At 23.9% G+C, this 14764-nt stretch carries 10 protein-coding genes and 1 pseudogene; 5 read left to right on the top strand and 6 right to left on the bottom strand.

The features are described 5' to 3' along the window. The first annotated feature begins 186 nt into the window (after positions 1-186). From AACL02_RS06930 to AACL02_RS06920, 3 genes and pseudogenes are all read left to right on the top strand, one after another. A protein-coding gene (locus AACL02_RS06930; protein ID WP_422397809.1) for an IS3 family transposase occupies positions 187-1304 on the top strand; the annotation gives its coding sequence in 2 pieces (ribosomal slippage) (positions 187-457 and positions 457-1304; 1119 coding nt in all). Positions 1305-1353: 49 nt separating this feature from the next. Then, positions 1354-2471, top strand: a protein-coding gene (locus AACL02_RS06925) for an IS3 family transposase (RefSeq protein ID WP_339040397.1) whose coding sequence is annotated in 2 segments (ribosomal slippage) — positions 1354-1624 and positions 1624-2471 — 1119 coding nt in all. Because the reading frame shifts where the segments join, the coding sequence is not laid out codon by codon here. Positions 2472-2494: 23 nt separating this feature from the next. Next, positions 2495-2743: pseudogene (locus tag AACL02_RS06920) on the top strand (transposase); the annotation flags it as partial. Between the two features lie 999 nt (positions 2744-3742). Here AACL02_RS06920 and AACL02_RS06915 read toward each other — a convergent pair. From AACL02_RS06915 to mutM, 5 genes are all read right to left on the bottom strand, one after another. After that, complete coding sequence (locus tag AACL02_RS06915) at positions 3743-4933, bottom strand: phosphoglycerate kinase (RefSeq protein WP_338978870.1); 1191 nt, start codon at positions 4931-4933, stop codon at positions 3743-3745. 126 nt (positions 4934-5059) lie between these two features. Continuing rightward, complete coding sequence (gene gap / locus AACL02_RS06910; protein ID WP_339040394.1) at positions 5060-6067, bottom strand: type I glyceraldehyde-3-phosphate dehydrogenase; 1008 nt, start codon at positions 6065-6067, stop codon at positions 5060-5062. A 190-nt stretch (positions 6068-6257) separates the two neighbouring features. Next, positions 6258-7187 (bottom strand): ATP-binding protein, encoded by a 930-nt coding sequence (locus tag AACL02_RS06905; protein WP_339040392.1) that lies wholly within the window; start codon positions 7185-7187, stop codon positions 6258-6260. A 45-nt stretch (positions 7188-7232) separates the two neighbouring features. After that, positions 7233-8360, bottom strand: a complete 1128-nt coding sequence (locus AACL02_RS06900; RefSeq protein WP_339040390.1) for a DnaD domain protein — start codon at positions 8358-8360, stop codon at positions 7233-7235. A gap of 167 nt (positions 8361-8527) precedes the next feature. Then, on the bottom strand, positions 8528-9358 hold the full coding sequence (gene mutM / locus AACL02_RS06895) for a DNA-formamidopyrimidine glycosylase (protein WP_281748612.1): 831 nt from the start codon (positions 9356-9358) through the stop codon (positions 8528-8530). 112 nt (positions 9359-9470) lie between these two features. On the opposite strand from mutM, the gene AACL02_RS06890 reads away from it, so the two are divergent. Next, the gene (locus AACL02_RS06890) at positions 9471-10286 is read left to right on the top strand and encodes an IS1595 family transposase (RefSeq protein WP_339043661.1); all 816 of its coding nucleotides are present in this window, start codon (positions 9471-9473) and stop codon (positions 10284-10286) included. An 86-nt stretch (positions 10287-10372) separates the two neighbouring features. On the opposite strand, the gene polA is transcribed toward AACL02_RS06890, so the two are convergent. Beyond that, on the bottom strand, positions 10373-12997 hold the full coding sequence (gene polA / locus AACL02_RS06885; RefSeq protein ID WP_339040388.1) for a DNA polymerase I: 2625 nt from the start codon (positions 12995-12997) through the stop codon (positions 10373-10375). A 394-nt stretch (positions 12998-13391) separates the two neighbouring features. Here polA and AACL02_RS06880 point away from each other — a divergent pair, with 394 nt between their 5' ends. Further along, positions 13392-14342, top strand: coding sequence for an IS30 family transposase (locus AACL02_RS06880; RefSeq protein WP_339040386.1), 951 nt, complete (start codon positions 13392-13394; stop codon positions 14340-14342). The last annotated feature ends 422 nt before the right edge of the window (positions 14343-14764 follow it).

Below are 14764 nucleotides of genomic sequence, written 5' to 3'. Positions count from 1 at the left end.
ATTGACTTTCTTCTAAAAGTTCTTTTTTACAAAAATAAACTCTATATTGTTCTATTATTTTTTGTTCAACATCAGTTTCTTTATTATTAATAAAGTAATTATGCTTTTGAGGAACAAGATTGGATGGGTTACACTTTATTGGACACTAATTACGTAGACAAGTGAACAAAGAAAGGAACTATAATTATGGCCAATATTAACTCATATACCGATGAATTTAAAAAACAAATAGTAGCTTTATATCAAAGTGGCAAATCAGTATCTTGCCTTGTTAAAGAATATAATGTTACAAGAGCAGCTACTTACAATTGAATTAAGCAATTTACTAATTCAGGTAGTTTTAAAACTAAAGATAATCGTTCTGTTGAAGAAAATGAATTAATTAAATTAAGAAAAGAATTAAAACAATTAAGAATGGAAAATGATATTTTAAAGCAAGCAGCACTAATAATAGGCAGAAAGTAGAGATTATTGCAAATAATAAATCTAAATATAAAATTCGCACAATGTGTCATTTTTTAAAACTCTCTAAATCAACATATTATTTTAATTTAAAGAAAAAAAATAAAATTCAAAATAATATTTATGATGAAGCTGTTATTAGTGCTTTTAAAAAAAATAAAGAAGTTTATGGTACTAGAAGATTAAAAGTCATTCTAGAAAACCAAGAAATTTATTTATCAAGACGAAAAATTAAAGAAATTATGAATAAACATAATTTAATATCAAAATACACTAAATTATCATTCAAAAATTATCATAATAAAGTCAATGATAGTCAAATAACCAATCTTGTTAATAGAAACTTTAATAATAGAGTTAAAAATGAAGTTATTGTTAGTGATTTAACTTATGTTCAAGTAAATGGTAAGTGAAACTATATTTGTTTATTAATTGACCTATTTAACCGCGAAATAATTGGACATAGTGTAGGTACTAAAAAAGATGCATCATTAGTATATCAAGCATTTATGCACTCAAATCGCTGTTTAAAAGATATTCAAATATTTCATAGTGATCGCGGTAATGAATTTAATAATAAAATTATTGATAAACTTTTACTAGCATTCAATATTAATCGCTCTTTAAGCAAAAAAGGTTGTCCTTATGATAACGCTGTTGCTGAAGCAACCTTTAAAACTTTCAAAACCGAATTTATTAATGATAAAAATTTTACATCATTAATCCAATTAAAATTAGAATTATTTGATTACATCAATTGATATAACAACATAAGAATTCACAGCACTTTAAACTACTTAACTCCAGTTAATTATCAAAAACAAATGTCTACCAAAAAATAGTCCTAAAAAGGGTTGCCATTCCAAGTGAACAAAGAAAGGAACTATAATTATGGCCAATATTAACTCATATACCGATGAATTTAAAAAACAAATAGTAGCTTTATATCAAAGTGGCAAATCAGTATCTTGCCTTGTTAAAGAATATAATGTTACAAGAGCAGCTACTTACAATTGAATTAAGCAATTTACTAATTCAGGTAGTTTTAAAACTAAAGATAATCGTTCTGTTGAAGAAAATGAATTAATTAAATTAAGAAAAGAATTAAAACAATTAAGAATGGAAAATGATATTTTAAAGCAAGCAGCACTAATAATAGGCAGAAAGTAGAGATTATTGCAAATAATAAATCTAAATATAAAATTCGCACAATGTGTCATTTTTTAAAACTCTCTAAATCAACATATTATTTTAATTTAAAGAAAAAAAATAAAATTCAAAATAATATTTATGAACAAGCTGTTATTAGTGCTTTTAAAGAAAATAAAGAAGTTTATGGTACTAGAAGATTAAAAGTCATTCTAGAAAACCAAGAAATTTATTTATCAAGACGAAAAATTAAAGAAATTATGAATAAACATAATTTAATATCAAAATACACTAAATTATCATTCAAAAATTATCATAATAAAGTCAATGATAGTCAAATAAACAATCTTGTTGATAGAAACTTTAATAATAGAGTTAAAAATGAAGTTATTGTTAGTGATTTAACTTATGTTCAATTAAATGGTAAGTGAAACTATATTTGTTTATTAATTGACCTATTTAACCGCGAAATAATTGGACATAGTGTAGGTACTAAAAAAGATGCATCATTAGTATATCAAGCATTTATGCACTCAAATCGCTGTTTAAAAGATATTCAAATATTTCATAGTGATCGCGGTAATGAATTTAATAATAAAATTATTGATAAACTTTTACTAGCATTCAATATTAATCGCTCTTTAAGCAAAAAAGGTTGTCCTTATGATAACGCTGTTGCTGAAGCAACCTTTAAAACTTTCAAAACCGAATTTATTAATGATAAAAATTTTACATCATTAATCCAATTAAAATTAGAATTATTTGATTACATCAATTGATATAACAACATAAGAATTCACAGCACTTTAAACTACTTAACTCCAGTTAATTATCAAAAACAAATGTCTACCAAAAAATAGTCCTAAAAAAGGTTGCCATTCCACTTTTACTAGCATTCAATATTAATCGCTCTTTAAGCAAAAAAGGTTGTCCTTATGATAACGCTGTTGCTGAAGCAACCTTTAAAACTTTCAAAACCGAATTTATTAATGATAAAAATTTTACATCATTAATCCAATTAAAATTAGAATTATTTGATTACATCAATTGATATAACAACATAAGAATTCACGGCACTTTAAACTACTTAACTCCAGTTAATTATCAAAAACAAATGTCTACCAAAAAATAGTCCTAAAAAGGGTTGCCATTCCAGTATTTATTTTAACATTTTTTTATTTTTCTTAAGATATTTACTTTTATAATAATAAATATGGTATATAATTTAAAGCAAGATTACTATACTTTTATAAATGAGATTTAAATATATATTATAGTTTTATCGCTATAACTAGGTATTAACCACTAAGTTTATTTTTTAATTTGTATTTTAGATAATAGAAATTTATTTAATCATCAATTATTAATAAATTTTAAGTTTAAATTTAATTAAAAATAATAAAAAAAGTATCAAATTTACACTTGTGGTAAAAATTGATACTTAAATAAAATAATTTTATTTTATTTAAAACATTAAATCAGAAAATGGAAAACAAGATTTAAATAGGGTAATATATTTAATAGTTTTTTGTTCATTATAATTTAATTCTGTATTTAATGTCATTAATTGCTTACGAAATTTTTCATAAAACATTGTTCAAAATAATCAACTTATAGTAATAATAAGTAAACTAAGGAAACTAAAAATTGCTAATATTTCCTTGTTAATATTATTATTTTGAGTTGGAATATAATACAATAAAGCACAAATAATAGTAATAATAACACCATTTATAAAAAATAAATTAATAATTGGTAGAGCTAAATTACTTCATTTTTGAGAATTATTTTTTCACTTAATAACAAGTACACTACTTAAAGTTTGATATTTATTTCAAGTAGTGGTTTCATTAAAATCACGACTTTTTAATTTTAAAATATTTTTTTTAAAATTATAGTTAAGATATTTAAAAGTAAATTTACTTTTAACTATTTGACAATTAATATTTTCATTGGATAATGCTTGTTGATAGCTAGGTTTTAATTTAGTATCATTTTTTTTATTTTTTAAAATAATAATTAATCAAAAAATAAATTGGAATAATTGAAATATTAAAACCATCGCAATTAAAAATAAACTAATAAGAATAAAAACACTTGTTGTTTGATCTTGAGTAATCATATATTTTCACTATTTATTTTCTATAGCATTAATACCAGGTAAATCCTTACCTTCTAGATATTCTAATGAAGCACCTCCACCAGTTGAAATGTGGCTAAATTTATTTTCATATCCAAATTTAACTGCTGCTGCTGCACTATCACCACCGCCAATTAGTGTAAATGCACCTTTTAATTGTGAAATAGTTTTACAAATATTTTTTGTTCCATTAACAAAGTTACTCATTTCAAAAACTCCTAATGGTCCATTTCAAAAAACAGTTTTAGCATTAATTAAAGTATTTTCAAATAATTTAATTGTTTTTGGACCAATATCCATTCCTTCATATCCATCATGAATATTTTCATTAGTAGTAATTTTACCTTTGATGTCCTTAAATTCCGGAGCAATTACAAAGTCAATAGGTAGTATTAATTTTTCTTTTCCTAATTCAATAATTTCTTTAGCAATATCAATTTTATCTTTTTCTAATAATGAATCACCAATTTTATAATTCAATGCTTTCATAAAAGTATAAGCCATACCACCACCAACAAGAACTTTATCAGCTTTTGTTAATAATTGTTTGATAACATCAATTTTATCTGATACTTTAGCACCACCAAGTACTGCTATAAAAGGATGTTCTGGATTAACGGTGATTTTATTAAGCATTGTTAATTCTTTTTCAATTAATAAACCAACACAACTATTTTTGATATTAGTAGCAATACCAACATTAGATGCATGAGCACGGTGTGCAGTACCAAAAGCATCATTAACAAATACATCACCTAAATGTGCTCAATATTTACCTAATTCGGGATTATTAGTAGATTCTTTATTACCATTTAAATCTTCAAAACGAGTATTTTCTATTAAAAGTAATTCTTTGTTTTTAAGATTATTAATAGCTGTTTCAAGATTTGTACCACGAGTTTCATTAATGAATATTACATTTTCTTTTAAGATTTCACTTAGTCTTTTTGCAACAGGCGCTAAAGTATTCTTCGCTTTATCAGCTTCAGATTTAATTCTTCCAAGATGTGATAACATGATTATTTTTGCATCTTGATTTTGTAAATACTTAATAGTTTCGATGCTTGCTTTTATTCTTGTATCATCGGTAATTTTATTATTTTCTAATGGTACATTGAAGTCAAAACGAACAATAACTTTTTTATTTTTAAAATCAAGATCCTTTAATGTTTTTTTATTCATATAATTTTCATCTCCTTTTTTCATATTATAATTTTAATATATTTTTAAAACGATTAATAAAAATGCATCTTGTAATTGGTAAGATGCATTTTTGTAGTTTAATATTTTAATTAAACTATTTAAAAATTATTTTAGCTTTGCTAAGTGTATTACTGTTCTTACTAATTGTGATACATATGACATTTCATTATCATATCAAGCAAAAACTTTAACAATTTGTTTGCCTTCAACTTCAATAACTTTTGTTAATGTTGCATCAAAAATTGAACCAAAAATTGAACCAATAATATCAGTTGAAACAATTGGATCTTCATTATAAGCAAATGATTCGCTACTATGTTTTTTCATTGCTGCATTAACTTGTTCAACAGTAACATTTTTCTTTAATTCAATTGTTAAATCAACAATTGAACCAGTAATGATTGGAACACGCATTGCTGAACCATCTAGTTTTCCTTTAACAGAAGGGATAACTAAACCAATAGCTGCAGCAGCACCTGTAGCTGCAGGAACAATATTAGACATAGCACTACGTCCTCTTCTGAAATCTGAATGTTCTAAGTCTAGTAAACGTTGGTCATTGGTTGCAGCATGAACTGTTGTCATTCATCCTTTAATAATTCCAAATTCTGATTCTAGAGCATGAACAACAGGAGCAAGACAATTGGTAGTACATGAAGCACCAGAAATAATATTATCAGTACTTTTTAGAATATCATGGTTAACATTATAAACAATAGTTTTTAAGTCTCCCTTAGCTGGTGCTGAAATCACAACTTTTTTAGCTCCAGCATCAATATGTGCTTGTGCTAATTCTTTTGTTGTAAAACGTCCAGTTGCTTCAATTACGATATCAACAGCATTGGCTTTTCATGGTAATGCTTTTGGGTCTTTTTCTTGACAAACTTTAATTATTTTACCATCAACATTAATAGTATTTTTTGATTTGTCTGCTTTGATTTTTCCGTGTTTTCAAGTTCTATGTGCTGAATCATATTGTAATAGATATGCTAGGGCTTCTACATTTCCTAAATCATTGATAGCAACAATATCAATTTCTTTTTTGTCAAATAATTGACGGAAGGCAAGGCGGCCAATGCGCCCAAATCCATTAATTGCAATTTTAATTGCCATTATTAAGTCACTCCTTTTGTGTGTTTGTTTTTTATATTGATTAATGACTAGGTATATTATAAACAAATATCGTTAATATTTGTCATAAAATATGGATTTATTTATAAAACATTTATTTTATTAGTAAATTATTTCCTTTATTTTAATTATAGTTTTCATTATTTTATTTTTTTATGAAAAATACTATATTTTATATTGGTATATATTCTATTTCATTATTAATATTGTCAATATTATTATTTTCAATTGTAGTTTGTGATTCTTCAACAGTTAATTCAATTGGTATAGTTAAAGTTTGAATACGTTCTAATAAGCGTTTAACTTTAATTTCTTCTGATTTACTATTTTTTAAATAATAATGTTGATATAGTTCACTAATGCTATAGTTAGAATTAATAAATGTAGTTTTTAATGGTAAAATTCGTGCATTAAGAATACTAAATAATAATTCATCACGCTCTCAAGCGCTAACGATTTCACCGCCTAAATCATCAATAAATAATAAGTCACATGATTTTAATTGTTCAATTTGCTGATTAGTATCAGTATCATTTTTAAAACTTTTTTTAATGTCCATAACAAATTCAGGTCATACAATAAAACAAACAGTTTGATTTTTTTGAATTAATTTATTTGCAAATAAGATAAAAATAAAAGTTTTGCCACTACCTGTGTCACCATATAAGTATAAACCTTGATAACTTTTGTGTTTTAAAGATTGATGTAAATACTGGATGATTTCTTTTCTTGCATTAGTTGAGGCATTAAAATTTTTACTTCATGAAAGTGATAAAAGTTTATCATCATAGTATTTAATTAAAAAATTATTATGTACTTGTTGTTGGACAGATCTATTAATAGAATGAAGACAATCCGTTAGTACTAAACTTATTTTTTGATTAGGTAACATTACTAGTTTATAACGATATCCTTTAACATTTTGTAGACATTTGCTAAGATTTTCTCGTTTTTTACATAAATTGTAGCTATCAATATAAGTTTTTAATAATTCAACATATGGTTCTAGTTTGCTGTTATTTAAGTTGTTTTTTTTAATAAAGTCATGAAGTTCAGCATTGTTAATGTTTTCTTTTAAGATAGTTGTCGCTTTAAGTTTCATGATAATCATTTCCTTACTTAATAATAGTGTCTTTTAATAATTAAATTAATGGGCATCAAATTCCTTTAAAATATTCTTTATTTCTTCTTGAGTTAATGTTATATCTTTTTTATTAATATTATCAACCTTATATTTTTTAATTAATTTTTTATTGAAATTATTTGTTGTTGATTGTTCTGTAGTAGATCATAATGATTCTTGTTGAAATTGTTGCTGTGGATTTTTTTTGCTACGAGCATAAGCAAGTTTTAAATGAGATAAAGCATCATCAATAGTATTAATTTGATTTTCTTGAAAGGTTTCAGCAATTTTAATAATATAGTTTGGTTCTAAACGTTTATTATTTTTAAATCAAACATATTCAATTAAGCAGTTAATTACAGCATTATTTAATTGAAAGTTATTAGTTAATATTTCTAATGTTGTTTTTAATTTATCAGTTGGTATTTTACCAGTTAAATTTTTTAAATATTCTTCAGGTAATTTTTGTTGCATTAAATTTAATGTGGTATTAATAACATTAGAATTATCTTTAGATATAATTGTATTACCATTATAATTTAAATTAAATTTCATAGTGTTAATTTTATTTTTATTTTTAAATGAATAAATTGGTCTAGAGATTGATGTTTGTTCTTGTTTAGCATAAATATTATTAAGTGCTGTTTTTAATTTTAAAGATTGAGGGATAGTATTTTCCTGTTGAGTAATATTAATATAATTTTCTGTAATTTCAATATCATTTTTCAAAAAATAAAATTTTTGTCTTTCGTAATTTAAAGTTCCTAATTGTTTAAGTAGTTCTGAGTTTAAATGGGTATTAGCAAAAAAATCATCAGCAGATAAGGGAGAACACAATTGATAAATGTAAGTAGATTTTAAAGAATAGTAGTAAGTATTAATAAGGTTAACAGATTCAAGTTGTTGGAAAGCAACAAGTAATTGAGTGGAAGTTATTTTTAATAAAGATTTAATTCGTCCGTGATTGAAATCAAGATTAATACGTTTTGTTAATAACTTTTCTTGAACTAAAGTCAAATATAAATTTATTGCTTCAATACCAATTATTGGTTGATATAACATAAATAAAATTTGGTAATCTTCGTTACTAATATATTCTGATTGGTTCAACTTAAAAATATCAATATCATTTATTGTTCTGTTCATATTCATTCCCTAACTTTCTTTTTACTATCCATTTCTTTCATGGTATGATAATTATATGCACATAAAGAATATAAATAAAGTGAAATGATTAAAACACATACTTATCCACATTTATTCCACTTTTTTTTATTAAAAATATTCTTTATTAATATATACTTTTGATTTTTCCACAGTTAATATTTAATTTGACAGTGATTACAAAAGTAAGTTCCGCGAAGGTTTATTTTTATTTTTTTGATAATAGTATGGCATTTAAAACAAGGCATTTTTGCTCTAGTATGAACTTGTAATTCTTGTTGATAGTAACCTGTTACACCAAGGCTTGAAGTATAACTACTAATTGTTGATCCGCCAAGTTTTATTGATTTATTAAGCACAAATTTTGCTTTATTAATGATTTCTTGTAATTGTTTAAGTATTAAGTTTTTAGTAATACTTTGCGGATGGATACTAGCATAAAATAATACTTCATCTGCATAAATATTTCCTAAACCACTCATAACATTTTGTTCTAATAATGTTGCTTTAATACTTTGACTTTTATTTTTTCATTTATTTTTTAAATATTCAGCAGTAACATTTTTATTAAAAGGTTCTGGACCAATATTAATATAAGGTTTTATTTTTTGATATTCATTTTTAGTTTGTAAATGAAAGGTTCCAAACTGTCTTGTGTCATGATATCTTAATTCGTATTTATTGTCTAATTCTAATATTAATAAGACATGTTTCCAATTTATTGATTGATTATTTTGTTGAAAATAATATTTTCCTTCCATTCGTAAATGACTTAACAATACATAATCATCTAATATAAATATTAATAATTTACCAACTCTTTGAACATCATTTATTGTTTGTCCAATAATTTGTTTTGTGAATTGTTCAATACTTGGTGTTTTGATAATTTTATTTAAAAGAATTCTAACACCAATAATTTTATGATTAGTTAAAAGTGGTTGTAAAGTTTTGCGAACAGTTTCAACTTCGGGTAATTCTGGCATTTTTATTTTCCTTCCAATAAAATATAATAAACTAATTTATTTTAAATATTAATAAATTTTTAAAAATTTATCGGACTTCTCCCCACATGTACTTGTGGAGGGAATAATGAAACTGAATGAATTCAACAATGCTTTTCAAACTGAACAGCAATGTCTTGCATATATAGCAAATTTGAAAGAAAACAAATGTATTAGGTGTTTTAATTTTAATTTGAATACTTCTGATTTAAAAAGAATGAGATGTTTAAAATGTAATCAAACATTTAGCATTCTCACAGGCACCATATTTTCAAGGTCACAAACATCTTTAACATCTTGGTTTTATCTTATCTTTAGATTAATAAACACCAAACATGGAATTCCATCAACAGATATTGCAAAAGAATTGGGAGTGACTTTGAAAACTGCTTGAAGAATGACTCATAAAATCAGAACACGTATTGCAAAACAAAAACCTCAATTTATTGTTGAAGGTACAGTGCAAATTGATGAAATGTATCTTTCACATATGGGTTTTAAAAAACAAGGAATATCCTTGGTGAATAAAACCTTGATTGTTGGCATTTATCAAAAAACAACCAATAATTTAATTGTGAAAGTATTGAAAAACGCAAAGAGTAAAAATCTTTTGCAGTTTGCAAAAAACCACATTTCTTCAAAATGTCTTGTATATACTGATTCTTGAAAAGGATATTGCGATTTTAAATCAGTTTTCACTAAGCATGAAACAGTTAACCATCAAGATGGCTATTTTTCAAAAATTGGTGTAAATACCAACCAAATTGAATCAGTTTGAAAACATATAAGAATAACATTTAAAACACATATCAAAGTTGCAAAACATCATGTTCATTTATATGCTAAAGAATCTGCATATAAATTCAACAAGATACCTAGTTTTGAAACTGTAATTCTATGTTTGATTTAAAAATGTGGGAAGAAGTCCGTAGATAGGCTTTTCTCAGCATTTATGTGATAAAATTAAAATAGTACATAAAGGGAGAAAAGCCAAATTTATTTTAATTCAAATCAGTTATCACCAATACTAGTATTAATTAATAAGGGAACTTTTAATTTAGTAACATTAGACATAATTTTAGTAATTTTAGTAATAACATCATTAACTTTATTATCTTCAACTTCAAAAATTAATTCATCATGAATTTGTGCAATTAATATTGCATCAATATTTTGTTTTTTTATTTCTTTATAAATTTTATTCATTGCTAATTTTAAAATATCAGCAGCACTACCTTGAATTGGCATGTTCATTGCTATTCGTTTACCAAAATTTTGAATCACCTTATTTTTATTTGTAATTTCCATTACTTCTCTTCTACGATTAAAAATTGTTTGAACGTATCCATTTTTTTCACAAAAATCAATTATATTATTAATATAACTTTTAATTTTTGGAAAAACCGAAAAATATTTATTAATAAATATTTTAGCATCTTCAACTTTAATTCCTATTTGTTGTGATAAACCAAAACTAGAAATGCCATAAACAATTCCAAAATTAATAGCTTTTGCATTTTGTCTTTGTTCGTTAGTAACTTCTGCTAAAGGTATATTTAATATTTTACTTGCAGTTTCGCGATGAATATCATGCTTTTGCTGAAAAGCTTTAATTAAATTTTCATCTTCACTAATATGAGCTAATATTCTTAATTCAATTTGCGAATAATCACAGGATAGTATTTTAGTATGTGGTTTGCTTGGAATAAAGATTTTGCGAACTTCTCTTTGCTCTTTATCGCGAATACTAATATTTTGCATATTAGGATCTAATGAAGATAACCTGCCAGTACTGGTTTGCACTTGATTATAAATGCTATGAATTTTACCATCATCAAAAATATATTTTTGTAAACCAAGTAAGTAAGTGGAATATAATTTTTGTAATTTACGATATTCTAAAAGAATATCGATGATTGGATGTTGATTTTTTAAACTAATTAAAACTTCAAAAGCAGTACTACCTTTTTTATAATTAGGTAATTTTAATTCTTTAAATAAGTATTCACTAATTTGTTTTGGTGAATTTGGATTTAAATTACTATTACTTTCTTTTTTAATTTGTAATTCTAAATCTTGGATTTTTAGTAAAGTTTTATCAGTTAGTAGTTTTAATTTTTTTTGATCAATGTTAACACCATTACACTCCATATTTACTAATACAAAAGCAGCAGGTAGTTCAATCTCTTGATATAAATTTCAGTTATTAGTATCTTTTAATTTTTTTATAAGAATGAGATGAGAATCTGTTAAAAAATTTAATTTTTTTTCTAAAAAAATAGCTATTTCTTTTTCATCATTGGGAATATTTTTTTTAATACCTTTGCCATAGAAATCATCAGCGCTTAAATTATCTTTAACATTGACATTGAGCATAACAGCAATGTTTTCTGGTAATATTTTTTCATTAGCATAAAGAAGGTAAGCAGCTAACATATGGTCAAAAATAATATTATTTATTATTAATTTTAAACGTAGTCCTGCGATAATAACCTTTTTTAAATCTCAAGTTATTTTTTGTAGTTTTTTATTTTGTAAGAAATGTTGAAAATTAGAACAATTAATTGCATTGATTTTATTAATATAAAATGTTCCTTTTTTATTTTTAATACCAAAACCAATAATATTATCACGATTATAATTATCACCAAAAATTTCTAATCATAAGTAATTTGAATCACAATTTCATTCTTGACTTCACTTATTTATAATTTGAACGTGAGATGTACTATTTTTATTAGTTTTAGGATTAGTGTCTTGTGTTAATAAAGAGTTCATATTATATTGTTTGTAAAAGTCTTGTAACTTTTCATTATTTAAATTTTCAACATTATAATTAAACGTTTCTAAATTACCAGTAATTGGTGTATTTAAATTAAGTTGTGCTAGTTGTTTACAAATAATACCATTATTAAAGTTAAGTTTAATTAGTTTACTAACATTTGGTTTTAATTGTTCTACATTTTCAATAATATTTTCTAATGTGTCATATTCTTTTAATAAACTAATAGCAGTTTTTTGACCAATTCCTTTAATGCCAGGTAAATTATCAGAACTATCACCCATTAATCCCTTTAAATCGGTAACTTGATAAGGTAATAATTCATATTCTGATTGAAATGTAGAAATAGTAATAACCTTTAAATCACTCATCCCTTTTTGTGGATTAAGAATTTTAATATTGTTATCTAATAGTTGTAATAAATCTTTATCACTACTCATAATATCAATTTGATAATTACTAGCAACTTTATTTTTAACAATGCTGCCAATAATATCATCAGCTTCATAATTATTTATTTGTCCCCAAGGAATTTGTGCTAATTCTAAAAATATTTTAACTAAATTAAATTGTTCAATTAACTCAACCGGAGTTTCACTTCTTTTTCCTTTATATGTTGCTAAAGTTTCATGGCGAAATGTTTTACGACCAGCATCAAATGCAACAAAAACACTAGCATAGTTGTTAGATTTTAAGTACTTAGTCAGCATTCTAATAAAAGCATAGACGGCATTAGTTGGAATACCCTGTAGCGAATGTAGATTAACTCCTTGGTATGCAGTAGCATAATATGCTTTAAATAATAAATTGTTACCATCAATAATTAATGCTTTTTTCATTTATTCACCTAATTTCATAAAATTATTATAACAATAAGTAAGTATAACTTCATATAAAATTAAAAAATTAGCATATAAAAAAAACAAGATTTTTTTCTTGCTATCGAACAATAATTAAGTTACAGATTTAATTGTGTAGAAAACATTATAAATATAAGGTTTTAGGGTTAATTTTAAGAGAATTATTATATTTATAGTGATTAGAGTTCTGTAACTTAATTATTTAAATATTAAGGATATTTATAAATAGATCCTTAAGTTTTATTATAACATTCAATTTTTAATTTTGCTGAATTATACTTGTAAGTGCAAGTAAATAAAATTGCAAAAAAATTCTCATATAAAAATTTCATAATGCTAAATTTATTTTATAAAAAAAGTAAGGAGTTTTTATATGAGTTATAAACATCTTGGCGTAGATGAAAGAATTTATATTGATAATCAATTGAAATTTAAAGTTAAAATTAGTGAAATAGCTAAAAATCTTAATCGAAATATTAGTACTATTATTCGAGAAATTAATAGAAATCAAGATAATAGTAATTATTTTTCATTGATTGCACAAAATAAAGCTGAAAATAGAAAACAATCACATATTTTTTTTCATAAGTTTAAAAATAAAGATTTAGTAAAATATGTGCAACAAAAACTATTATTAGGCTGATCACCTGAACAAATTTATGGCAGAATTAAAAATTTTCATAAACAATGAGTTATTAGTTTTAAAACAATTTACAATTGAATTTATTCTGGATTGCTTGATCAAGTTACTAGTAAAAATTTAAGAAGAAAAGGCAAAAAACGCAAATCTCAAGAAAATCGTGGCAAATTCAATAGCAAATCAATTAAAGAAAGAGATCTTAATATTAATGATCGTATAACACTTGGTCATTGAGAAGGAGATACTATAGTATCATCACGAGGCAAAAGTAAAAAATGTTTAATAACTTTAGTTGAAAGAGTATCACGATTTACTTTAGCAATATTAGTTAAAAACAGAACTACTAAAGTTATTAACAAAAATATTAGCCATTATTTATCAATTCTTCCTAAAAATATTGTTAAAACCATTACTTTTGATCGTGGTAAAGAATTTTCAAATTGACAACAACTTGAAAAAAATTTAGATGTGAAAATTTATTTTGCAAATCCATATTCACCTTGACAAAGAGGTACTAATGAAAATACTAATGGTTTAATTAGAGAAAAATTTCCTAAAAAATTTAATTTTTCAAAAACTTGTAAAAATGAAGTTCATAAATTTATATTGTCTTTAAACCAAAGACCAAGAAAAATACTAAATTATCTTTCACCGATAGAATATTTGGATAGAAAAATAATTTAGTTGCACTTACCTTTACAATTTAGCTTTTTAAATTCATTTTTTCTTTTTTATATATAAAAAACAAGAGCTTTTCAGCTCTTGTTTACACAAGAATTATTTCTAAGGTAATATGTCATTTATAAAAAAAAGGGGGGGTTATTTATAAATAAAACTTAAGGTTATTGGGGTTATAGAGTTTAAATTAGGGGTTTTAGATTAATTTTAAATTTTTATATTTAAAAATATTATAATTGAATAATGTTTTGACATATTACCTTAATTTTAAAGGACCTAGGCTATCTAAATCCTTATAAGAATAATAACAAATAATATTTAAATTGCAAGGAAATTTGTTATTATTTTTAGAAATAATTTATATTTTCAGTTTTTTTTCAAAAATATATTCATACTCTATATAAGTTTTTGATTTTTTTGATAAATAT

It is taken from the genome of Spiroplasma endosymbiont of Apeira syringaria, from assembly GCF_964020205.1.
GTDB lineage: Bacteria > Bacillota_I > Bacilli_A > Mycoplasmatales > VBWQ01 > Spiroplasma_E > Spiroplasma_E ixodetis_A.
This window is presented reverse-complemented; position numbering and strand designations above follow the sequence as displayed.